Below are 20,320 nucleotides of genomic sequence, written 5' to 3'. Positions count from 1 at the left end.
CAACACAAACCCCAGGACGGGTGGCGGGCTACTCGACGCGCAGCGTCGCGGTGAGGTCGGCGCCGTCCGCGAGCGCGGCGACGAGGTCGCGGTCGAGGTCGGCGGCGGCCTTGTCGGCGTCCACGAAGATAGTGCGGTCATCCACGTACGTGCTCGTGCGGCCGACGATGCTGCGGTCGTTGGTGTATTCGAGGTCGGGGTGGCCGGAGCCGGTGACTTCCGCGCGGTGGCCGTCGGCTTCGAGGACGAGCGTAATCGTGGCGTCCGCGTCCCGGCAGGCGGCGACGAACTCGCGGTCGAAGTCCGCGGCGGCCTTGTCGGCCTCGATGCCGAGGATGCAGTCGCCGGCGGGCGTGAGGTAGTCGTCGGTCGTCAGTTCCAGCGTGGACGCGTGTTCGGCCGTGATGTGTTCGTGGCCGGTCGCCCGCACGACTTCTTCCATGCGCCGGGGTTGCCGGTAGCCGCACTTGTGTGCGGCGTTCTGCGCCCGGAGTTTAAGTAATTCCCCCGGGCGTCGTGTGAGCCGTTATCACCCGATGAACGGGGTCTGACAACTGCTTGCACGCGACGCGCCGTCGGAAATTTTAAGTGGCGTGGCGGAGTAGTACCCGTTACCAGAACGCTGCGTGCGTTCGTGCACAGCCCGAGAGAATGACAGGACGTTCTCCTTCCGACCGGGAAGTAACACGCTCCGAGCGACGGCTGTCGCGAACGCCCAGCGGGTATGGCATCGAGGTTTGAACAATGGCTGAGGAAGAACAAACTATCGAAGTATCGAGCGCAGACGAACTCATTACTGACGAGGAACTTCAGGAGAAGTCCAAGGGTCAGCTCATCAAGAACGCCGGCCAGTTCCGCGACCGCCGGAACGAGCTGAACCAGCTCGCCAGTTCCCGCGCCTCCGACCGCGACGAACTCAACGCGAAAACCCGCGAGAAGGTCGACGAGGCCCAGGAACACCGCGAGAAGCGCGACGAGCTCAACGAGCGCGTCCAGGAACACAAGGAGGTCCGCAACGAGCTCAACGCCGAGGCGAACGAGCTCTTCGACGAGGTCGAGCAGCGCAAGCAGGACCTCGAACTCGACGAGGGCAAGGACCTCGAGGAGCTCAAGGAGGAAATCGAGCAGCTCGAGTTCAAGCAGCAGACCGAGGTCCTCTCCACCGAGGACGAGCGCGAGCTCATCGAGAAAATCGAGCAGAAGCGCGAGGAGTACCAGGACCGAAAGGAGAAACTCGACGCGTCCGGTGACCTCGAAGAGCTCGTCGACGAGGCCGAGGAAGTCCGCGCGGAAGCCTCCGAGCACCACGAGAAGGTGACGGAGCTGGCGGACAAGGCTCAGGAGCACCACAACGAGATGATCGAGGCCTACCGCGAGGCCGACGACATCCGTGACGAGGCCGACGAGATGCACGAGAAGTTCGTGGAAGCGCAGGAGGCCGCCGACGCCCACCACGAAGCCTTCGTGCAGGTCCAGAAGCGCCTCCGCGAACTGGACAAGCAGGAAGAGGAGGAGCGCGAGGACGAGCGCGCCGCCGAGCAGGCCGAAGCGCGCGAGGAAGCCGAGGAAATCTACGAGCGGTTCAAGGAGGGCGAGACCCTCGACACCGAGGACCTCCGCAAGCTCCAGAAGTCCGGCCACCTCTAAGCCGTCTACTGCTGATTTCTCCGTATTTTCCGGCGCGTAGCCGCGGCACTCTCCCGGGCGTCGGAGCCGGGTCGGCCGCGTGAATTACGGGGCCGGCCGCCGACGCCGTAGCCATGGACACGCTCCCCAAGCGAGTCGGCCGGCTGACCGTGCTGGCACTCGGCGTGCTCGTCGGCGTCGTCGTCGGCTGGGTGTTGTTCGTGCGGGTGCCGGCGGGCGGCCCCACGATTCTCGGCGTGGTGTTGACGCTCCTGATCGGCGCGGTGTCCCTCCGGCTGTCGGGCAACGCCGCCGGAGCCGCGTTCGGCGCGTACGACACCGCCGAAGTCAGCGTCGAGGGGCCGATAGCCCGGGACGGCGGCGAGTCGCTGCCGACCGACCCGCGACAGGTCCCCGCGGACGCCGTGGTCGAGCAAATCGAGCGCGCGGACGAGGACAGCAACACGGAGGCGCTCGCCGTTTGCCTGAACACGCCCGGCGGCGAGGTCGTGCCCAGCGACGACATCCGGCGCGCGGTCCGGGAGTTCGACGGGCCGACGGTCGCGTACGTCACCGACGTCTGCGCGAGCGGCGGCTACTGGATTGCCAGCGCCTGCGACCACGTGGTCGCCCGCGAGAACAGCCTCGTCGGTAGCATCGGCGTGCGCGGGTCGACGCTGAACGCCTCGGCGCTCGCGGACGACCTCGGCGTCGACTACGAGCGCTTCGTCGCCGGCGAGTACAAGGACGCCGGCAACCCCCTGCGGGAGATGCGCGAGGACGACCGCCGCTACCTCCAGGGGCTCGTCGACGACTTCTACGAGTCGTTCGTCGAGCGCGTCGCCGAGGGGCGGGACCTCTCCCGCGAGCAGATTCGGGACACGGAAGCCCGCGTCTACGTCGGCCGGGACGCCCACGAGCGCGACCTCGTGGACGACCTCGGAACGCGGGACGCCGCCGAAGCCTACCTCGAAGCCGAACTCGGCCACGAGGTCGCGGTCCGGGAGTTCGAGCCGCCGCGCGGGATGTTCGTGCGGATGCGGCGGACGGCCGTCGGCGCGGCGTACGCGCTCGGCGCGGGGCTGGCCGACGCAGTCGGCGACGGCGACGGGACGAACGTCGAACTCCGGTGACCCGAGCGCGGGGTTTTTATCACGGCAGCGTGACGCTGTGGACGACAGATGCGCACGCTGGTCGTCTGCGTGGACCGGACCGGGGACATCCCCCGACAGACCGGGCTGCAGACGCCGGTCGCCGGTTGGGAGGCCGTGCAGTCGCTGGTGGTGGAGATGGGCATCGCCGACCCCGAGGACTCCGCGGTGAACACCCTGTTGGAGGCCCTCCGCGTCACCCGCGACCTCCGCGACGGCGAGGACGACGCGGTCGTCGCCGCCATCTCCGGGAGCGGGGACGGCGTCTCCGCGGACCGCTCGGTCGCCGAGCAGCTGGACGACCTCATCGAGCGCTACGAGCCGGACTCGGCGGTCGTCGTCATCGACAGCGCCGAGGACGAGCGCGTCGTCCCCATCGTGGAGAGCCGCCTCCAGGTGGACGCCGTCGACCGCGTGGTCGTCCGGCAGGCCCGCGACCTCGAATCCACGTACTACCTCCTCAAGCAGTTCCTCGCCGACGAGGAGCTCCGACAGACCGTGCTGGTGCCGCTGGGCATCGTCCTGCTGGTGTTCCCGGCGCTGCTGATGGTGACCGGTAGCCTCGCGGTCGCGGTCGCCGCCATCACCGCCGTCATCGGCCTGTTCGTCCTCTACAAGGGACTGAGCATCGAGAACTACCTCGCGGAGGTCCCCGCGCAGGCGCGGGACGCGCTCTACTCCGGACGGGTCTCCATCGTCACGTACGTCGTCGCGGGCGGGCTCGCGCTCGTCGGGGTGTTCGCGGGCGCGCTCGGCGTCTCGGACCTCCCCTCGGAGACGCCGCTTTTGTTGACCGCGATGGCGTTCACGTACTACAGCGTGCCGTGGGTGACGCTGGGCGGGCTGGCGGCCAGCGCCGGCCGGCTGTTCGACGAGTTCATCCGGCGCGAGGAGGTGCGCACGTCGTTCCTCAACCTCCCGTTCGGCGTGCTCGCGGTCGGGCTCGTCGTCCGCGGGTTCTCGGCGTACTTCATGGAGCTGGCCGGCGAACTCGACTCCGTCGTCGTGCCGGCGGCGGAGGTCGGCGCGCTCGCCATCGAGGGGTTCGTGCTCTCGCCGGAGGAGCGGCTCGCGGCGTTCGTGGTCGCGGGCGTGCTCGTCAGCGTGGTCGGTCTCCGCGTGGCGACGCGGTTGAGCGGCGTCGAGGTCGACGTCGAGGACGGCGAGGAGCCCGTGGAGCCATAGAGTGGAGTATTTCAACGCCGCGGTGCAAGCACGCGTATGACTGACGGCCAGTGGGTGAGCCTGTTCTCGGGCGGCAAGGACTCCTCGTGGGCGCTCTACCGCGCGCTCGAGGAGGGTCTGGACGTCGCGCGGCTCGTCACCGTCCACCCCGAGGGCGACTCGTACATGTACCACGTGCCCGCGACCCGCCTCGCGAGCCTCGCCGCCGAGAGCATCGGCGTCCCGCTCGTGGACGTCGAACCGGCGGACTTCGAGGCGGCGGCCGGAAGCGAGTCCGGCGAGCAGGGCGACACCGAACTCGAACCGCTGGAGGCCGCGCTCGCCGACCTCGCGGACGACCTCAACGGCGGCCTCGCGGGCGTCACCGCGGGCGCCGTCGAGAGTGAGTACCAGACCTCCCGCATCGAGGCGATGGCCGAGCGGCTCGGCTGCGAGGTGTTCGCGCCGCTGTGGCAACGGGACCCCCGCGACCTCGCCGACGAGATGCTCGCCGCCGGCTTCGAAATCACCATCGTGCAGGTGGCGGCCTACGGCCTCGACGAGTCGTGGCTCGGCCGCACGCTCGACCGCGAGGCGCTGGACGAACTCGAAGCCCTCAACGAGGAGTACGGCGTCCACGTGCTCGGCGAGGGCGGGGAATTCGAGACTTTCGTCACCGACGGCCCACACATGTCCCGTCCAATCGAGTTGGAGTACGACACCGTCTGGAACGGCGACCGCGGCCACGTCGAGATTACGTCAGCCAGTCTCGGCGAGTAGGTGCCAGCTGGCCGATAGCTTATTCCGGGTTCGTGTCGGGAATCCGGTATGGGAACGGCCGACGAGAGCGGGACGAACGCGATGGGCGAGACGCCGGAGGCGGTGGCGCCGCCGACCGCGGCGGACGGCGAGACGACCGTCACCGAGGAGGGCACGGAACTGGAGCGCTCCATCGGCCTGAAGGGCGGCGTCGCCATCGGCGTCGGGACGATGATTGGCGCGGGCATCTTCGTGTTCCCGGGGCTGGCCGCGGGCAACGCCGGCCCCGCGGCCGCGGGGTCGTTCGCCATCGGCGCGGTCATCGCGTTGCTCGTCGCGCTGCCGGCCTCCGAGCTGGCGACCGCGATGCCGAAATCCGGCGGCGGCTACTACTTCATCTCGCGGGCGCTGGGCGCGCTCCCCGGCGCCGTCGTCGGCATCAGCATCTGGCTCGGGCTCGTGTTCGCGACCGCGTTCTACCTCGTCGGGTTCGGGAACTACGCCGCCGCCCTGCTGCTGGAGGCCGGCGTCCCCGTCGGGAACATCCCCGTGGTCGTGCCGCTGGCGCTGGTGTTCGGCGTGGCGCTCACGGCGCTGAACCTCTTCGGGACGGAGAACGCCGCGAAGCTCCAGAACTACGTCGTCGGCCTGCTGTTGACGATTCTCGTGCTCTTCCTCGGGTACGGCGGCCTCGACGCCCTCGGCGTGTTCGGGACCGCGAGCACGCCCGAGACGTTCATGCCGTTCGGCCCGATGCCGATGTTCACGACCGCGGCGCTGGTGTTCACCTCCTACCTGGGGTTCGCGCAGGTCGCCACCGTCGCCGGCGACATCAAAGACCCCGGACGGAACCTCCCGCTGGCGATGGTCGGCTCCGTGGTCATCGTCGGCGTCCTCTACGTCTCGACCATCTTCGTGGCGACGAGCGCGTTCGGTAGCGGGCCGCTGTCGCGGTTCGGCGAGACCGCCATCGTCGAGGTCGCGCGGGCGTACTTCGGCGACGCGGGCGCGCTCGCCATCCTCGTCGCCGGCCTCCTGGCGACGGTCTCCAGCGCGAACGCGTCGATTCTCTCCACCTCGCGGGCGGTGTTCGCAATCAGCAAGGACGCGCTCGTCCCGCAGTATGCGAGCCGTCTCAACCTCAAGTACGGCACGCCCCACGTCGCGCTCGCGATGGCCGGCGGCCCCGTGCTTGTGCTCGTGGCGCTCGGCGAGGTCGAGGTACTCGCGGAGGTGGCGTCGTTCCTCCACCTCGTGATGTACGGGCTGATGTGCGTCGCGCTGATTTCGATGCGGCGGGACGAACCCGAGTGGTACGATCCGGACTTCCGCGTGCCTGCCTACTGGCTGGTCGCGGGCGTCGGCGCGGTCGCGAGCTTCGGCCTCATCGGGTTCATGCAGCGCGCCTCCCAGGTAATCGGGCTCGCCATCATGGCCGCGGCCGCCGGGTGGTACAAGTACTACGCCAGCGACGTGCGACTCAAGGGGGTCCTCTGATGACGGACGACGAACCCGCGCTCACGACCGACGACGAATCGCTGCACGTCCGCGAGCCGCCGCGCGTGCTCGTGCCCGTGCAAGTGCTTGAGGGCGAGTCCATCTCGGAGTCGCTGGCGGCGTTCCTCGCGCCCGCGAACGTCGTCGTGCTGGGCTATCACGTCCTCCCCGAGCAGACGCCGACCGAGCAGGCGAGCATGCAGTTCGAGGACCGCGCGCAGGAGGCCGTCGAGGACCTCGCGGAGACGTTCCGCGCCGCTGGCCGCGACGTCCAGACCCGGGTCGCGTTCACGCACGACCGCGACCAGACCGTCGAGCGCGTCGCCGAAGACGTCGGCGCGACCGCCGTCCTCCTCCCGAACCCCGTCGGCGAAATCCACGACGTCGTCGTCCCGGTTCGGGGCACCGTCGACGCCGACCGGCTCGCGGACCTCGTCGCCACCCTGCTCGTCGGCACCGAAGGCACCGTCACGCTCTGGGGCATCGCGGAGCCAAGCGGCGACTTCGACGCCGACGAGGCCGTCGCGTACGTCCGCGAGACGCTCGCCGACCGCGGGCTCCCCGCCGACCAGGTGACCACCGAAGTCACCGCCTCGGAGTACCCCATCCGCAGCATCGTCGAGCGCTCCGGCGAGTTCGACATCATCGTCATGGGCGCGGGCGGCGAGTCGCTGTTCGCGGCGCTGTTCGGCGACGAGACCGAGCGCGTCGCGGAGGGCGCGGTCGCGCCCGTGCTCGTCGTGCGCGACCGAACCGTCGAGGAGTGACTGCGACGCGGGGCTCGCCGGGACGACCGAACCCTGTGGAGTAGTCGCACGCGTCCGCAACTTACGTGTCACGGGCGGACACAACGAGAGGTGTGTACGACTACCACGTCCACTCGAACTACTCGGACGGGGACTTCCTCCGACGCATGGTGGAGGCCGCCGAAGCCGCCGGGCTCGACGGCGTCGGCATCGCCGACCACTGCAACGTCTTCCCCGCCGACGACGCCCGCCGCCACCGCCGCGCGCTCGGGTTCAACCTCGACATCACGCACGAGCGCCGCCGGGAAGCCATCGCCGACGCCCGCGAGGACGCGGCCGTCGAGGTGTTCGACGCCGTCGAGATGGACTACCACCCCGACCACGAGGCCGAGGTCGCGGCGTTCCTCGACGACGCCGACTTCGACTACGCCGTCGGCAGCGTCCACGACCTCGACGGCGTGAACGTCCACTTCGAGTCGCACTTCGCCGACCTCTCGGCGGCGACCCGCCGCGAGCTGGTCGACCGCTACTTCGAGAAGCTCGTCGCGCTCGCCGACGCCGAGCTGTTCGAAATCGCCGCCCACCCCGACCTCGTCGAGCGCAACCGCCACCTCCGCGGGCTCGCCACCGACGACCACTACGAGCGCGTCGCCGACGCGTTCGCACGCTCGCGCACCGTCCCCGAAATCAACGCCGGCCGCCTGCTCGGGGACTACGGCGAGTTCCATCCCGCGCCCGCGTTCCTCGACACGCTCGCCGACCGCGGCGTCGAGGTCACCGTCGGCACCGACAGCCACGACCCCGATGCAATCGCTCCGCGAATCGACGGCATCGAAGCGGAACTTGTCGAACGCGGCCTCGAACCCGTGACGATTGCGGAGTGACGCGACAGAACGAGAGACGGCGCTGCCGATATTTGCTCGGCGTGCTCGATGAAGCTCACGCTTCGTCGAACGTAGTGAGACGGTCGCTCACTGCGTTCGCGCTGCGACTCACTCGCTCGACCCCGCTGGGGTCGAACGCCGACAGGCTCGCTACGCTCGTCTGTCGAGCACGACGAAGCTACGCTTCGTCGAACAGCGTCTCGCCGTCGACCATGTGCTCCTCGACGGCGTCCATGTCGAGGGTGAGGCCGAGGCCGGGCTTCTCGGGGACGGTGATGGAGCCGTCCTCGATGACGTCCTCCTCGACGAGGTCGCTCCACCAGTCGAGTTCGTAGGAGTGGTACTCGACGGCGAGGCTGTTCGGGATGGCGGCGCCGACGTGCGCGCTCGCCATCGTCGCGACCGGCGAGGAGACGTTGTGCATCGCGACCGGGACGTAGTACTGGTTCGCGACGTCCGCAATCTTCTGGGTCTCGCGCATCCCGCCGACCTTCGGGAGGTCGGGCGCGACGATGTCCACGGCCTGATTCTCGATGAGGCGGCGCTCCTCGGTGACGCGGTAGCGGTTCTCGCCGACCGCGATGGGCGTCGTCGTGGACTTCGTGACCTCCTCCTGCACTTCGAGGTTCTCCGGCGGCACGGGGTCTTCGAGCCACCACACGTCGTACTCCTCGAGCTCGCTGGCGAGGCGCTTCGCGGAGCCGCCGGAGAACGTCCAGTGGCAGTCGAAGGCGACGTCCGCGCGGTCTTTCACGCGCTCGGTGACCCGCTCGACGATTTCGGCCTTGTGGCGAATCTCGCCCGGGCGGAGGTGGCGGTTCGCGCGGTCCTTCTCGTGGCCGGAGGGGACGTCGAGGTCGAACTTGAGGGCGTCGTAGCCCAGTTCCTCGACGACGCGCTCGGCCTCGTCGGCGCACGCCTCGGGGTCGGCCTCGGCCTCGGTGTGGCAGTCACAGTAGACGCGCACGTCGTCGCGGTACTTCCCGCCGAGCAGCTGGTAGGCGGGGACGTCCAGCACTTTCCCGGCGAGGTCGTGGAGCGCGATTTCGATGCCGGAAATCGCGGTGACGGTGACGCCCTCGACGGAGCCCTCGCCGCTCATCTTCTGGACGAGGTGCTCGAAGAGCCGGTCGATGTCCAGCGGGTTCTCGCCGATGACGAACGGCTTCATCCGCTCGATGAGCTCGGGGACGCCGGCGCCCCAGTAGGCTTCGCCGGTGCCGACGACGCCCGCGTCCGTGTAGACGCGGACGAGCGTCCACGGGAAGTTCCCGTCGACCATCGTCGTCTGGACGTCCGTGATTTCGAGGTCGCGGGGCGCGGGCCGCTCGCGGTCGGCGCCCATCGTCTCCGCGGAGAGCTCGCGCATCGTGTACTCCGCGTTCGGGTCGTGGAGGTCGCTGTAATCTATTCCCATGGGTGAACGTTCACTCGTTTCGGTGTAAATCTATGGTTTCGAGGAGCCCGAGTTCCTCCAGCCGGGCTTCGAGGCGCTCGCGCTGGTCGTCGTCCATCGTGCGCAGCGGCGAGCGCAGCGGGCCGGCGTCGAACCCCCGCAGCTGGAGCGCGGTCTTCACGCCGGCCATGTACGGCCCCTGCTTGAGCGCCGTGCGAACGTCGTAGACGGTGCTCTGGAGGTTGCGCGCGTGCTCGACGTCACCCTCGTCGTAGGCCTCGTAGAGGTCCACGACGAGCTCCGGGAACGCGTTCGCGACCGCCGACACCATCCCCGTGCAGCCCAAGTCGAGGCCGGGCACGAGCAGGGAGTCCGACCCCGCGAGGAACGTCAGCTCGGGGTGGGCGTCGATGGCCTGCCCGAGCCACGGCACGTCCTTCGAGGAGTCCTTGATGCCCGCGAGGTTGTCGATGGCCGAGAGGTCCTCCAGCACGTCCAGCGAGAGGGAGTTCCCGGTCTTCGAGGGGATGTGGTAGACGTACACCGGTACGTCGACGGCCGCGCAGACGCGCTCGTAGTGCGCGACAGTGGCCTCGTCGTCGAGCGGGTAGTAGTACGGCGTGACGACGACGACGCCGTCCACGCCCGCCTCCTCGGCGTGTTCGGCGTGGGCGACGGTCTGTCTGGTGCTGGGCGCGCCGACGCCGGCGATGACCGGGACGTCGCCGCCGACCTCGTCGACGACGGCTTCGACGACGCGCTGGCGCTCGCCGCCGGTCAGCAGGGGGAACTCGCCGTTCGTCCCGAGCGGGAAGACGCCGTCGACGCCGCGGTCGACGACGAACCGGGCGTGCTCGGCGGTGCGCTCGAAGTCGACCGTCTCGTCGTCGTGGAACGCTGTCACCGTCGGCGGCACGACCCCGTGGAGGTCGAGGGGGTCGTCCGCGCCGGGGACTGGTGCGTGGTCTGGCACGTGCGGCGGGTCGCCCGCCGCCAGCATAAGCGACGCGGTTCGCGCGACGACTTTTTCCACAGGTGAGTAAACTTTTTGCCGGCGTGGTCGGTACCCGTTAGCATGGACGTCGAGGTGAAGCTCACCGGCACGCTCGCCGCTCGCACGGGCACCCACAGCGCGCGCGTCGGCGTCGCCCGCGACGCCACCGTCGCCGACGTGGTGGACGCGCTCGCGGACGAACTCGGGCCGCAGGTCCGCGCGGGCGTCCTCGAAGGGTCGCGACTCCGCACCGACACGGTCGTCGTCCGGGACTCCGCCGACGGCGAGCCGCTCACCGCCGGCAGTCGCCTCCGTGAGGGCGACACCGTCCGCTTCACGCTCGCCAACTAGCTACTGTTCTGCCAGCCGATTCAGCGCCCACGCGGTCCTGAGAACCTCGTCGGCGGCGCCCTCGTCGAAGACTAGGTCGTCGGTCTCCCAGACGTGCTCCAGGACGCGCTTGGAGGCGTGGTCGGGCGCCGCCGCAATGCCGGCGTCCTCCTCGGCGACCCACTCCATCACGCGCAGGTCGCTCTTGGAGTCGCCCATCACGAGCGCGAACGGGTCGTCGACGTCGAGCACGTCGAAGGCGCCCTGCACGCCCACGACCTTGTTCAGCTCGCGGGACGCGATTTCGGCGGCGTCGGCCTCGTAGTACGCCACGTCGATGCGCTCCAGCACCGCGCGCACGTCCTCGGGGACGGTGACGTCGTCGGGTCGCTGGCCGGCGTCGGCGAGCACGTCCGCGATTTCGGGGTCCTGCTCGGCGTAGAACGCGCGCACGTGGTCGGTGGTCGCGTCCGCCACGCAGTCCGCCAGCAGTTCGAGTTCGTACCGGAGCGCGTCGTCGATGAGGCCGCGGGCGCGCTCGCTGCCCGTCTCGAAGTTCGGCTTCAGCGTCACGTTGAACTCGTTGCCTTGGAGGTGACAGCCCTGCCGGATGCCCTCCGGAGCCTCCGACAGAACGCGAGCGCGAACGTCGTCGAACACCGTCCGCACGTCCTCGTCCAGCCCCTCGTAGAGCAGTTGCTTCGTGTCGGGGCCGTGCCCGGGCGTGAACACGCCCGTCCCGGCCTCGTAGACGATGGAGACGTTCCCCGAGTGGACGAGTTCGTTGCCCAGTCCCTGAATCAGGAACCCCTTGACGTTCTCTAAAGTCTGCCCCGTACAGATGACGATGGGGACGCCGGCCTCGTGGAACTCCGTCAGGAGGTGCAGGGTCTCGCGGGGAATCTCGTTGTCCGTGTGACCCGCCGAGCGTAGCGTCTCGTCGACGTCGAGCACGAGGACGTTGACGCCGCGGTCGTACTTCGCGTGGAGGTCCAGCGCCGCGAACGCCTGCTCGCGGGACGCGCGCGCGACCAGTTCGGCGTACGTGTCGCCGTCCTCGAAGGCCGCGCGCACCTCGTCCTTGCGCGCGGCGAGCTCGTCGCTGGCGGACTCCCAGTATTCGAGCGCGACCCGGGAGTCCACGGGCGGGAACAGGTCCACGAGGTCCTGGTACGCGCGCAGCGTCTCCGCGTCGAACTCGTCGTAGAGTGCGTACAGCCGGTCGTACCGTTCCATACCGGGTCGAGGGACGGCACCACTTTAGCTGTGGGTGGGAGTCGAGAACCCCACGACTTACTCGGTGTATAATAAATATTTAGTCGGTGTGGGTGTGAGCGGTGTGCATGGACGCAATCGCCGTCACCCGCGACGACCCGACGCCGCGCGTCGTCGACCTGCCGCGGCCCGAGCCCGAACCGGGCGAGGCGCTCGTGCGCACGCTCCGCGTCGGCGTCGACGGCACCGACCACGAAGTCATCGCGGGCGGCCACGGCGGCTTCCCCGACGGCGACGACCACCTCGTGCTCGGCCACGAGGCCGTCGGCGTCGTCGAAGACCCCAACGGCACCGACCTCGACGCCGGCGGCGTCGTCGTGCCGACGGTCCGCCGCCGACCGAACGGCGGCAACGAGTTCTTCGAGCGCGGCGAACCCGACATGGCGCCCGGCGGAAAGTACTACGAGCGCGGCATCGAGGGCGCCCACGGGTTCATGGCCGAGTACTTCACCAGCCCCGCGGAGTTCCTCGTGGAGATTCCCGCGGACCTCGCCGAGCGCGGGTTCCTCGTCGAACCCGTCAGCATCTCCGAGAAGGGCTTCGAGCACGCGTTCGCCTCGCGGTCGGCGTTCGACTGGCATCCCGAGAGCGCGCTCGTCCTCGGGAACGGCTCGCTGGGCCTGCTCACGCTCGCGATGCTGGAAGCCGACGACCGCTTCGAGCGCACGTACTGCCTGGGCCGCCGCGACCGCCCCGACCCCACCATCGACCTCATCGAGGACCTCGGCGCGACGTACGTCGACTCCCGGGAGACACCCGTGCCCGACGTCCCCGCCGCACACGAGCCGATGGACTTCGTCTACGAGGCCACCGGCTACCCCAAACACGCCTTCGAGACCATCGACGCGCTGGCGCCCAACGGCGTCGGCGCGCTCCTCGGCGTCCCCGAGGACTGGGACTTCGAGGTCGGCGGCGGCCGCCTCCACCGCGAGTTCGTCCTCCACAACAAGGCGCTGGTCGGCAGCGTCAACTCCGGCGTCCAGCACTTCGAGGACGCCGTCGACACCCTCCGGTCGCTCCCGGAGTGGCTGTTCGACGACCTCGTCACCGGCGTCTACGGCCTCGACGAGTTCGAGCGAGCATTCGTCGACGACGAAACGACCATCAAGACGGCGGTTCAATTCGACAGTAGATGAAGAACGTCGACGACCTCATCGACAGCGCCTCGGAGCTCGCGGCCCGCGGGCTGTCGCGCGGCGAAATCGCTGACGAACTGAACGTCTCCCGGGAGACCGCGAGCTGGCTGGTCGAGCGCGCGGGCGGCACCGCCGCCCCCGTCGAGGACGAGCCCTCCGGCGGCCCCCAGGACGTCCACGTGGACTGGAGCAACATCGGCGAAGCCGGCGCACGCCTCAACGCCATCGGCGTGGCGCTGGCGGACGCGCTCCGCGAGCACAGCCACGACGTCGACCTCATCGTCGGCGTCGAGAAGGCCGGCGTGCCGCTGGCGACCGCCGTCTCCAACGAACTGAAGACCGACCTCGCGACGTACACGCCGCGCAAACACCAGTGGGAGGAAGGCGACATCGAGAACCTCGGCGGGAGCTTCAGCCGGAACTTCGCGAGCGTCGAGGACCGCGAGTGCTTCGTCGTCGACGACACCATCACCTCCGGCACCACCATCTCCGAGACCGTCGACGCCATCCGCGAAGCCGACGGCACCCCCGTCGCCTGCGGCGTCCTCGTGGACAAACAGGGCATCGCCGACGTCGGCGACGTCCCCCTCGAATCCCTGTTCCAAGTCATCCGCGTCGGCAACGACGACTGACGACGCTCGCTTCCGGTCGCGCACGCGGCTCACGGCTCACTCCGTTCGCCGTTCGCTCTGACGTGCTCTCCCGTTCGGTCGAGCACGCTGCTCACGCATCGCTTCGCTCCGCGTTCGCTCGTTTCGTGGCGCGCCGGCGGCGCGCCACGCGTCCCAAGGCCTTTCTCTGTCCTCGCCGTAAGACGAGTATGGCTTTCGACCCGATGGACTCCGCGATGGAGCAGGAGGCGGTCGACGAAATCGTCGCCGAGGCAATCGAGAACAACGACGTGGTGCTGTTCATGAAGGGGGACGCGCGGATGCCCCAGTGCGGGTTCTCGAAGCGCGCAATCAACCTCATCTCGCAGTACCGACCGGACGTGCATACGGTGGACGCGCTCCAGAGCCTCGACGAGTTCCGCGTCGCGCTCGAAGAGCGCAGCGGCTGGGAGACCATCCCGCAGACGTTCGTGGACGGGGAGTTCGTGGGCGGCAGCGACATTCTCGCCGAACTCGAGGAGCGCGGCGAGCTCGCGGACGAACTGAACGCCGACGAGGCCGACGTGGAGGAGGACGCCGCGGCGACGAGCCCCGACGACGGCGTCGAATCCCCGTTCTGAGCCGCACCTAGGCAGTTTTCTTCGACGCTCGCCGCGCAGCGGCGGCTCCGTCACTCGACGGGGACGCCGCGGGTCGCGGTGGCCTTGAAGGAGACGACGACGTCGCGACCCGGTTCGAGGGCGAGCCGCTGGCGGCTGTCCTCGGTGACGAGCGCGAGTACCGGGTCGTCCGCGCCCACGTCGACGGTGACGCGCGCGACACGCTCGCCAGTTTCGACGCTGGTGACGGTGCCCGAGAAGCGGTTCCGCGCGCTCGTGTGCTCGGGCGTCGGCGCGTCCGCGGGGTCGGTGAGCGTGACGGCGTCCGCGCGCAGCGTGAGGTAGACGTCGCCGTCGCCCTCCGGGACGAGCGCGCGCACGCGCCCCGCGTCCGTCTCGACGGTCGCGAGTTCGCCGTCGCGCTCGACGACCGTCCCCGAGAGCACGGTCTCCGCGACCTCCGTGACGCCCTCGAAGCTCGTCTGCACGCGCTCGAACGTCGCGAGCAGTTCGGTGGCGGCCTCCGTGAGTTCGCTGCCGCCGCCGTCGGTGCCGCCGCGCTGGCGCTCCACCAGCGAGCCGAACGCGTCCTCGAGTTCGACGACGCGGCGCTGGGCGTGCGCGTACGAGCGGCCCAGCGACTCGGCGGCACTGCTCAGCGAGCCCTCGTCGTCGATGGCGCGCAGCAGCGCGACGTCCCGCGTGTCGAGGGTCACCCCGTCGCTGCCGACGTACGCGTCGAACTCGGGGCGGGCGTCCATGCGCCGCTGTAGCCCGAGCACGCGCAAAAGGATTGGGTCGCGTCAGTAGATGAGCTCGTCGTCCTTCTCGACCATGTAGAGAGTGCGCGCGGCGACGTTGACCGCGTGGTCGCCGACGCGCTCCAGGTCCCGCACCGTCAGCAGCATCCGCGAGACGTCGTTCATCAGCGCTTCGACGTCCGACTCGCTGGACTCGGTGTCGATTTCGGTCTCGATGAGGTCCCGCATCACCGTCTCGGAGGCCTGCCGACAGCGCTCGTCGAGGTCGTCGTCGCGCTCGGCGATGTTGTAGCAGGCCTCGACGTCCGCCTCGGCGTACGCGTCCATCGCGTCCTCGACCATCTCGATGGTGGTGGCGCCGATGGCCTGGATGTCGACCTCGGGGAACATGTCGCGGTCGGCGTCGAGGGTGTACTCCGCGAGGTTCGTCGCGAGGTCGCCGACGCGTTCGAGGTCGGTCGTAATCTTGAACGACGACGCGATGAGCCGGAGGTCGCCGGCGACGGGCTGCTGGAGCGCGAGCAGGTCGATGCACTCCTCCTCGAGGTCGAGGTAGAGCTCGTTGACCTCGTCGTCGCCCTCGATGACCTCCCAGGCGGTCTCCTCGTCTTTCTGCTCCATCGCTTCCAGCGCCAGCCGCAGGCGGTCGACGACCACTTCGCTCATGTAGAGGACGTCGTTGCGGAGCGCGTCCAGTTTCTCTTGGTAGCTCTCGCGTGGCATGGTTGTTACCCGAACTTGCCCGTAATGTAATCTTCGACCCGCTTGTGCTCGGGGTTCTCGAAGATCTGGTCGGTGTCGCCGAACTCCACGAGCTCCCCGCCCGTGAGGAACACGGCCGTCTTGTCCGAGATGCGGGCGGCCTGCTGCATGTTGTGGGTCACGATGACGACGGTGTAGTCCTCGGCGAGCTCCTCGATTAAGTCCTCGACCTGACTGGTCGCGACCGGGTCCAGCGCCGACGCCGGCTCGTCCATCAGCAGGACCTCGGGGTCGGGCGCGATGGCGCGCGCGATGCAGAGTCGCTGCTGCTGGCCGCCCGAGAGCGCGAGCCCGGAGCTGTCGAGCTGGTGGCTGACCTCGTCCCACAGCGCCGCTCGCTTCAGCGACTGCTCGACGATCTCGTCGTAGTCGCCCTCGACGTCCTGGATTTCGAGGCCGTAGGCGACGTTGTCGTAGATGCTCTTCGGGAACGGGTTGGGCTCCTGGAACACCATCCCGACCTTCCGCCGGAGCGCCACCGGGTCCACGTCGGGGTCGTAGACGTTCTTCCCGCGCAGCGTGAGGTCGCCGTCCACGCGGCAGACGTCGATGCGGTCGTTCATCCGGTTGATGCAGCGCAGGAACGTCGACTTCCCGCAGCCCGACGGCCCGATGATGGCGGTGACGCGGTTCTCCGGGATGTCGATGTCGATGCTGTCCAGCGCCTGTTCCTCGCCGTAGAAGACGTCGAGGTCCCGCGAGCGGATGATGGGGTCGGGGGTCGCGCCCGCCGTCGAGTCGGACGTCGCGCTCGCGACGTCCGTCTCCACGAGCATGTCGTCGTTCGTCGGGTCGGCGGTCTCCCCGCGGGCCGATTCGTCGGTCTGTGGTGTGTTGTCACTCATGGTTACTCCGTGGACTGGTACTTGTTCCGCAGGACGATGGCAATGGAGTTCATCGCCAGCAGGATGGCGACGAGCACCACGACGCCAGCCGGGACCGCCTTCTGGTAGAAGTCGTCGCCGGCGTAGAGGCTCGACCACGCGTACACCTGCAGCGGCATCGCGCTGGCGGCCTCCGAGAGCCCGGCGGGCAGCGAGTACTTGACGTTCGGCGCGCCGATCATGATGAGCGGCGCGGTCTCGCCGATGGCGCGGCCGAGCGCGAGAATCGTCCCGGTGAGGATGCCGGAGAACGACCGCGGCAGCACGACGTTCTTGACGGTCTGCCACTTCGTCGCGCCCATCCCGTACGACGCCGCCCGGGTCTCCTCGGGCACCGCGCGGATGGCCTCCCGCGCGGAGATGATGACGATGGGGAGGATGAGCAGGCCGAGGGTCGCGCCGCCGAGCAGCACCGTGCCCGGGGGCTGGTTCAGGTACGTGACGAACAGCCCGAGCCCGAGCAGGCCGTAGACGACCGACGGGACGCCCGCGAGGTTCGAGATGTTCACGTCGATGACGCGCGTGAACCGGTTGTCCGGCGCGTACTCTTCGAGGTAGACGGCGGCGCCGATGCCGACGGGGAACGCGAGCACGGCGACGGTCAGCATTAGCAGAATCGACCCGCCGATGGCGGGGTAGAAGCCGGCGTCCGCGGCGGTGCTGCTGTGCGCGCCCGTGAGGAACGCCCAGTCGACCCACGACTGCGGTCCGGCGAACCCGGCGGCGTCGGCGGCCGCGGCGCCGACGAGCGAGCCGACCACGACGGTCGAAGGGACGAGCAGGCCGACGCGTTCGGTGGGGCGGTTCGCGGCGGTGCCGACCGCGTAGACCAGCGGCGGCACGAGGCCGACCGCCGCGACGACGACGCCCGGAACGGGGTCGACGCCGAGGAACGGGGCGAGCGCGCCGCCGGCGAGCACGACCGCGAAGACGGTCGCACCGACCAGCACGTGCGCGCGTCGGTCGCGGTCGGCGGCGACGTACCGGCTCCCGACGTACGCCACGGGCGGGCCGAGCGTCACGGCCATCATCAGCCACGGCGCCGGTGCGAACGGCAGCCCCGAGACGAACCCGAACAGGCCCGGCACGACCGTCGAGGCGCCCGCCAGCGAGCCCAGCGGGCCGGGCACGCCGAACAGCGAGAGGTAGAACGCGGCGACCGTGACGACGAACTGCGCGACGAACGAGATGCGGTGGTCGTAGCTGACGACCGCCATCGTGACCGCGGTCGGGACCGCCAGCGCGAGCAGGAACGCCAGCCACGTCAACGGCTCGACGATGTCCACGAATATCATCGCCGCGCCGCCGCTGAACATCAGCGCGACGACGACGAAGCCGATGGTGAACACGCCCGTGCGCAGCGCTTCGACGCCGCGCCGGTAGGCGTACGCGCCGGCCGCCAGCGTCGGTAACACGAGCGTGAGGAGGAACGTCAGGTGCCAGCCGGGGTCGGCGGTCAGCGGCTGGATGGCGTCGTTGGCGACGTACACCAGCAGTATCGTGACGAAGACGAGGCCGAACAGCGTCGCCGCCAACAGCAGGTAGCGGAACAGCGTGCCCGCCGTCCGGCTGACGCGCCCGAACCCCTCGAGTTCGTTGTTCGTGGCCATCTCAGTACTCCTCCCGGTAGCGCTGTGCGACGTAGTCGCTGATGACGTTCATGGCGAGCGTGATGACGAACAGGGTGATGCCGATGGCGAACACGCTCCGGTACGCGATGCCGCCGCCCGTGACGTCGCCCCCGATGAGCTTGATCATCGCGGCGGTCATCGGGAGCGCGCGCTCGGTGTACGTGGCGGGGTTCAGGGGGTTGAGGAACTGCGCGGTCGAACCGGCCGCGATGGTGACCGCCATCGTCTCGCCGATGGCCCGCGAGAGCGCGAGGATGAACGACGAGAAGATGCCCGACAGCGCCGACGGCACGACGATGCCCGTCGAGACCTCGAACTTCGTCGCGCCCATCCCGTAGCCGGCCTGTCGCAGCTCCTCGGGGACGGCGGACATCGCGTCCTCGCTGATGGACGCGACCATCGGGATGATCATGATGCCGACGACGATGCACGCCGACAGCATGTTGAACGTCCCGAGCCCGGGGACGAACGGCTGGAGCATCGGCGTGATGTAGATGATGGCGAAGAAGCCGTAGACGACCGTCGGGATGCCCGCGAGAATCTCCAGTCCGGGCTTGAGTATCGAACGCACGCGCGGGGTGGCGTACTCGCTGAGGTAGATGGCGGTGCCGACGCCCAGCGGCAACGCGATGAGCGAGGAGCCGATCATCACCATCAGCGTCGCCGTCACGAGCGCGAGCACGCCGAACTGCCCGCTGGTCGGTTGCCACTCTGTGCCAGTGAGGAACTCGACGACAGTCGCGGTCTCGCCCTCCACGCCGACCAGCGGCGCGGAGAACGTGAAGAACTTCGCGGCCTCCGTCGTCAACAGGACGATGAGACCGATGGTCGTGGCTATCGAGAGCGCGGCACACACGAAGAAGAACGTCCGCGAGAGTAACTCCGGTGGCGCGTTCTGGGTCCGACGAGTGAGGTCGTCCGCCAGGCTGTCGCCGCTCATTAATTTGTTCCGGTCATCGTGAACCTATAAGCTCTTTGTTCGGCCGTGTGGGCGGTTAACTCTGCGCTTCCTCGATTGCGGTCTCGAGGACGTCGAGCTGTTCCTGCTGGGTCTCCTCGTCGAGCGGGACGTAGCCGACCTCCTCGGCGACGAGCTGCTCGCTGGTGGAGTTCTCCAGCCAGAAGCGCGCGAACTCCGCGACGTGCTCCTCGGCCAGCGAGGACTTCGCGGGGTACGTGAACAGCGGCCGCGACAGCGGCTGGTACTCGCCGGTGCGCGCGGTTTCGAGGCTCGGTTCGACGGGTTCGCCGTCGCCGTCGTCGATAGCGAGCGCCTTCACGCGGTCCTTGTTCGTGGAGTAGTACGCGTACCCCATGTAGCCCATCGCGTACTGGGAGCCCTCGACGCCCTGAATGATGGTGCGGTCCTGCTCGGTGCCCGAGTAGTCCTGGCGGTGGCTGCGTTCCTCGTCACCGCTGTGGAGGATGGACTCGATGAAGTAGTCGTAGGTGCCCGAAGCGTCCGACGGGCCGTACAGTTCGAGGGGTTCGTCGGGCCAGTCGGAGTTGACGTCGCTCCACAGTTCGGGCTGCTCGTCGGCGGACCAGATGGTCGCCAGCTCCTCGACGGTGATGCTGTCGATGTCGAGGTCGTTGTTGACGATGACGGTGAGCGCGTCCGTCGCGACGGTCAGCTCGACGGGTTCGACGTCGTTGTCGGCGCACTGCTGGCGTTCCTGCTCCCGGATGGGCCGGGAGGCGTTGTTGAAGTCCGTGCTGCCCGGACAGAAGTGGTTCGCGAACCCGCCGCCGGAGCCCGTCGACTGCATGTTGAAGTCGACGTTGGAGTGGGGTTCGCCGAAGTCGTCGCCGCGGAACGCCTCCGACATCGTCGTCGCGAGCGGGAAGACCGTCGAACTCCCCGCGATGTCGATAGAGCCCGAGAGCCCGTCGCCGGAACCGCCGTCGCCGGTGCTCTGACAGCCGGCGAGGGCTGCGGCTCCGACGACACCGACACCGGTCAGGAATTGACGACGCGTACGAACAGCCGACTCATTGTGAGCCATCAACTGATGGTGAGGGAGAAGTAGATAAATACCCTACTATGTTATCTATATAGATATACCTATGTAGACGTTGCCACGGGTACTTTGCGGTGGTCGTTCGAGACCGAA

At 68.9% G+C, this 20,320-nt stretch carries 21 protein-coding genes; 11 read left to right on the top strand and 10 right to left on the bottom strand.

Annotated elements, in window-relative coordinates:
• Positions 1–28: 28 nt before the first annotated feature.
• The gene (locus tag HHUB_RS02635) at positions 29–442 is read right to left on the bottom strand and encodes a DUF371 domain-containing protein (protein WP_059055973.1); all 414 of its coding nucleotides are present in this window, start codon (positions 440–442) and stop codon (positions 29–31) included.
• Between the two features lie 302 nt (positions 443–744).
• Here HHUB_RS02635 and HHUB_RS02630 point away from each other — a divergent pair, with 302 nt between their 5' ends.
• From HHUB_RS02630 to HHUB_RS02600, 7 genes are all read left to right on the top strand, one after another.
• On the top strand, positions 745–1,647 hold the full coding sequence (locus HHUB_RS02630; protein WP_059055972.1) for a coiled-coil protein: 903 nt from the start codon (positions 745–747) through the stop codon (positions 1,645–1,647).
• A gap of 113 nt (positions 1,648–1,760) precedes the next feature.
• Positions 1,761–2,759, top strand: coding sequence for a signal peptide peptidase SppA (gene sppA, locus HHUB_RS02625; protein ID WP_059055970.1), 999 nt, complete (start codon positions 1,761–1,763; stop codon positions 2,757–2,759).
• A 48-nt stretch (positions 2,760–2,807) separates the two neighbouring features.
• Complete coding sequence (locus HHUB_RS02620) at positions 2,808–3,962, top strand: DUF373 family protein (protein ID WP_059055968.1); 1,155 nt, start codon at positions 2,808–2,810, stop codon at positions 3,960–3,962.
• Positions 3,963–3,998: 36 nt separating this feature from the next.
• Positions 3,999–4,721: a diphthine--ammonia ligase gene (locus HHUB_RS02615; protein ID WP_059055966.1), complete on the top strand. Its 723-nt coding sequence runs from the start codon at positions 3,999–4,001 to the stop codon at positions 4,719–4,721.
• 48 nt (positions 4,722–4,769) lie between these two features.
• Complete coding sequence (locus HHUB_RS02610; RefSeq protein WP_059055965.1) at positions 4,770–6,197, top strand: APC family permease; 1,428 nt, start codon at positions 4,770–4,772, stop codon at positions 6,195–6,197.
• Positions 6,197–6,964, top strand: a complete 768-nt coding sequence (locus HHUB_RS02605) for a universal stress protein (RefSeq protein ID WP_059055963.1) — start codon at positions 6,197–6,199, stop codon at positions 6,962–6,964. Before HHUB_RS02610 ends, HHUB_RS02605 begins: the two co-directional genes overlap by 1 nt.
• Before the next feature lie 92 nt (positions 6,965–7,056).
• A complete protein-coding gene (locus HHUB_RS02600; RefSeq protein ID WP_059055961.1) occupies positions 7,057–7,827 on the top strand; it encodes a PHP domain-containing protein in 771 nt (256 codons plus the stop codon).
• A gap of 178 nt (positions 7,828–8,005) precedes the next feature.
• Here the strand turns inward: HHUB_RS02600 and HHUB_RS02595 are convergent, their stop codons facing one another.
• A complete protein-coding gene (locus HHUB_RS02595; RefSeq protein ID WP_059055959.1) occupies positions 8,006–9,244 on the bottom strand; it encodes a mandelate racemase/muconate lactonizing enzyme family protein in 1,239 nt (412 codons plus the stop codon).
• Positions 9,245–9,254: 10 nt separating this feature from the next.
• Positions 9,255–10,196: a dihydrodipicolinate synthase family protein gene (locus HHUB_RS02590; RefSeq protein ID WP_238323993.1), complete on the bottom strand. Its 942-nt coding sequence runs from the start codon at positions 10,194–10,196 to the stop codon at positions 9,255–9,257.
• A 102-nt stretch (positions 10,197–10,298) separates the two neighbouring features.
• On the opposite strand from HHUB_RS02590, the gene HHUB_RS02585 reads away from it, so the two are divergent.
• Positions 10,299–10,568, top strand: a complete 270-nt coding sequence (locus HHUB_RS02585; RefSeq protein WP_059055957.1) for a ubiquitin family protein — start codon at positions 10,299–10,301, stop codon at positions 10,566–10,568.
• On the opposite strand, the gene HHUB_RS02580 is transcribed toward HHUB_RS02585, so the two are convergent.
• Entirely contained in the window at positions 10,569–11,783 is a 1,215-nt protein-coding gene (locus HHUB_RS02580; protein ID WP_059055955.1) for an HAD family hydrolase, read from the bottom strand.
• A gap of 107 nt (positions 11,784–11,890) precedes the next feature.
• Between HHUB_RS02580 and HHUB_RS02575 the strand changes: the two genes are divergently transcribed.
• The 3 genes from HHUB_RS02575 to HHUB_RS02565 all read left to right on the top strand — a co-directional run bounded on the left by HHUB_RS02575 (position 11,891) and on the right by HHUB_RS02565 (position 14,189).
• Positions 11,891–12,958: a glucose 1-dehydrogenase gene (locus tag HHUB_RS02575; protein ID WP_059055953.1), complete on the top strand. Its 1,068-nt coding sequence runs from the start codon at positions 11,891–11,893 to the stop codon at positions 12,956–12,958.
• Positions 12,955–13,590, top strand: coding sequence for a transcriptional regulator GfcR (gene gfcR, locus HHUB_RS02570; RefSeq protein WP_059055952.1), 636 nt, complete (start codon positions 12,955–12,957; stop codon positions 13,588–13,590). Before HHUB_RS02575 ends, gfcR begins: the two co-directional genes overlap by 4 nt.
• 188 nt (positions 13,591–13,778) lie before the next feature.
• A complete protein-coding gene (locus HHUB_RS02565) occupies positions 13,779–14,189 on the top strand; it encodes a glutaredoxin family protein (protein ID WP_059055949.1) in 411 nt (136 codons plus the stop codon).
• A gap of 50 nt (positions 14,190–14,239) precedes the next feature.
• Here HHUB_RS02565 and HHUB_RS02560 read toward each other — a convergent pair whose 3' ends face one another.
• From HHUB_RS02560 to HHUB_RS02535, 6 genes are read right to left on the bottom strand one after another with little or no spacing between them, the layout of a single operon-like run.
• Positions 14,240–14,929, bottom strand: coding sequence for a TOBE domain-containing protein (locus HHUB_RS02560; protein WP_059055947.1), 690 nt, complete (start codon positions 14,927–14,929; stop codon positions 14,240–14,242).
• A gap of 42 nt (positions 14,930–14,971) precedes the next feature.
• Positions 14,972–15,652: a phosphate signaling complex protein PhoU gene (gene phoU / locus HHUB_RS02555; protein WP_059055945.1), complete on the bottom strand. Its 681-nt coding sequence runs from the start codon at positions 15,650–15,652 to the stop codon at positions 14,972–14,974.
• 5 nt (positions 15,653–15,657) lie between these two features.
• Entirely contained in the window at positions 15,658–16,536 is an 879-nt protein-coding gene (gene pstB / locus HHUB_RS02550) for a phosphate ABC transporter ATP-binding protein PstB (RefSeq protein WP_059055943.1), read from the bottom strand.
• Between the two features lie 2 nt (positions 16,537–16,538).
• Positions 16,539–18,185, bottom strand: coding sequence for a phosphate ABC transporter permease PstA (gene pstA / locus HHUB_RS02545; protein WP_059055941.1), 1,647 nt, complete (start codon positions 18,183–18,185; stop codon positions 16,539–16,541).
• 1 nt (position 18,186) lies between these two features.
• Positions 18,187–19,146 carry a phosphate ABC transporter permease subunit PstC gene (gene pstC / locus HHUB_RS02540; protein WP_059055939.1) on the bottom strand — a complete coding sequence of 320 codons (960 nt, stop codon included), beginning with the start codon at positions 19,144–19,146 and terminating at the stop codon, positions 18,187–18,189.
• Between the two features lie 55 nt (positions 19,147–19,201).
• Positions 19,202–20,212, bottom strand: a complete 1,011-nt coding sequence (locus HHUB_RS02535) for a phosphate ABC transporter substrate-binding protein PstS family protein (protein WP_059055937.1) — start codon at positions 20,210–20,212, stop codon at positions 19,202–19,204.
• Positions 20,213–20,320 lie beyond the last annotated feature (108 nt).

Origin of the sequence: Halobacterium hubeiense, from assembly GCF_001488575.1 — an archaeon.
GTDB classification, from domain to species: Archaea; Halobacteriota; Halobacteria; order Halobacteriales; family Halobacteriaceae; genus Halobacterium; species Halobacterium hubeiense.
The sequence above is the reverse complement of the archived record's forward strand: the minus strand, read 5'-3'. Positions and strand labels throughout refer to the sequence as shown.

Excerpts from the sequence above, each read along its gene's own strand:
- HHUB_RS02630 (WP_059055972.1), top strand. The coding sequence starts at position 745 with ATGGCTGAGGAAGAACAAACTATCGAAGTATCGAGCGCAGACGAACTC.
- gfcR (WP_059055952.1), top strand. The coding sequence starts at position 12,955 with ATGAAGAACGTCGACGACCTCATCGACAGCGCCTCGGAGCTCGCGGCC.
- pstB (WP_059055943.1), bottom strand. The coding sequence starts at position 16,536 with ATGAGTGACAACACACCACAGACCGACGAATCGGCCCGCGGGGAGACC.
- HHUB_RS02595 (WP_059055959.1), bottom strand. The coding sequence starts at position 9,244 with ATGGGAATAGATTACAGCGACCTCCACGACCCGAACGCGGAGTACACG.
- HHUB_RS02575 (WP_059055953.1), top strand. The coding sequence starts at position 11,891 with ATGGACGCAATCGCCGTCACCCGCGACGACCCGACGCCGCGCGTCGTC.
- sppA (WP_059055970.1), top strand. The coding sequence starts at position 1,761 with ATGGACACGCTCCCCAAGCGAGTCGGCCGGCTGACCGTGCTGGCACTC.
- HHUB_RS02605 (WP_059055963.1), top strand. The coding sequence starts at position 6,197 with ATGACGGACGACGAACCCGCGCTCACGACCGACGACGAATCGCTGCAC.
- HHUB_RS02565 (WP_059055949.1), top strand. The coding sequence starts at position 13,779 with ATGGCTTTCGACCCGATGGACTCCGCGATGGAGCAGGAGGCGGTCGAC.
- HHUB_RS02535 (WP_059055937.1), bottom strand. The coding sequence starts at position 20,212 with ATGGCTCACAATGAGTCGGCTGTTCGTACGCGTCGTCAATTCCTGACC.
- HHUB_RS02585 (WP_059055957.1), top strand. The coding sequence starts at position 10,299 with ATGGACGTCGAGGTGAAGCTCACCGGCACGCTCGCCGCTCGCACGGGC.
- HHUB_RS02635 (WP_059055973.1), bottom strand. The coding sequence starts at position 442 with ATGGAAGAAGTCGTGCGGGCGACCGGCCACGAACACATCACGGCCGAA.
- pstA (WP_059055941.1), bottom strand. The coding sequence starts at position 18,185 with ATGGCCACGAACAACGAACTCGAGGGGTTCGGGCGCGTCAGCCGGACG.
- pstC (WP_059055939.1), bottom strand. The coding sequence starts at position 19,146 with ATGAGCGGCGACAGCCTGGCGGACGACCTCACTCGTCGGACCCAGAAC.
- phoU (WP_059055945.1), bottom strand. The coding sequence starts at position 15,652 with ATGCCACGCGAGAGCTACCAAGAGAAACTGGACGCGCTCCGCAACGAC.
- HHUB_RS02580 (WP_059055955.1), bottom strand. The coding sequence starts at position 11,783 with ATGGAACGGTACGACCGGCTGTACGCACTCTACGACGAGTTCGACGCG.
- HHUB_RS02610 (WP_059055965.1), top strand. The coding sequence starts at position 4,770 with ATGGGAACGGCCGACGAGAGCGGGACGAACGCGATGGGCGAGACGCCG.
- HHUB_RS02620 (WP_059055968.1), top strand. The coding sequence starts at position 2,808 with ATGCGCACGCTGGTCGTCTGCGTGGACCGGACCGGGGACATCCCCCGA.
- HHUB_RS02560 (WP_059055947.1), bottom strand. The coding sequence starts at position 14,929 with ATGGACGCCCGCCCCGAGTTCGACGCGTACGTCGGCAGCGACGGGGTG.
- HHUB_RS02615 (WP_059055966.1), top strand. The coding sequence starts at position 3,999 with ATGACTGACGGCCAGTGGGTGAGCCTGTTCTCGGGCGGCAAGGACTCC.